The sequence below is a fragment of the Shewanella holmiensis genome, assembly GCF_025370255.1.
Taxonomy (GTDB): domain Bacteria; phylum Pseudomonadota; class Gammaproteobacteria; order Enterobacterales; family Shewanellaceae; genus Shewanella; species Shewanella holmiensis.
Window position 1 is genome coordinate 1 of the sequence record NZ_JAMTCD010000065.1, and the last position, 660, is coordinate 660.

1 protein-coding gene is annotated in these 660 nt (G+C 45.5%); it reads right to left on the reverse strand.

The features are described from left to right. Positions 1-660 (reverse strand): hypothetical protein (locus NE535_RS18650; protein ID WP_261300044.1); only part of this gene is annotated, 660 nt, incomplete at both ends.

Here is a 660-nt window from a genome sequence, read left to right on the forward strand (position 1 = left end):
ATCTAATTGCCACAGACCATCGACCACAACCGCATTGAATGTTAGGCGAGCCCCTAAGCTGTCAGTCACCCAAATAAGCACGTTTTGGCCTTCTTCAATATTGAGCGCTTCACCACGTAGAGTTGTGGTTGTGATTTCAGCCACATTAAATACATTATCGCTATCAACAGCTTCAATGGTGACGGTTGCTTGAGAGTCTTTCAGTACTTGGGTGCTGGTTGATGTTGGGTTGCCAGCCATATCGACTGTGGATGCCACAAAAGTAATATTGCCATCAATTAAGGATGACACATTGGCATTATCAATTTGCCACATGCCATTAATAACAGTCGTGGTGAAGGTGAGGTTGTTGCCAGCGCTGTCGGTGACCACAATGGTAATAGTTTGTCCATCTTCGACATCATCAACATTGCCTGAAAAATCTAAACGTAGCATCTCAAAGCGGTTAATCACATCATCACGACCGGTATCTACTTGAATATCGATATCCGCTAAAATATCAACGGGAGTCGCTGTAGTAGCTATTGCTGGATTTCCTGCGGTATCCTCGACACTGGCGGTAACGTTAAGCGAGCCATCATCAAAGCTGGATAAATCCTGGGGACTGAGTTGCCACACACCGCCATTGACTATGGCAGTTAAGGTCAGGCTATGGCCTAA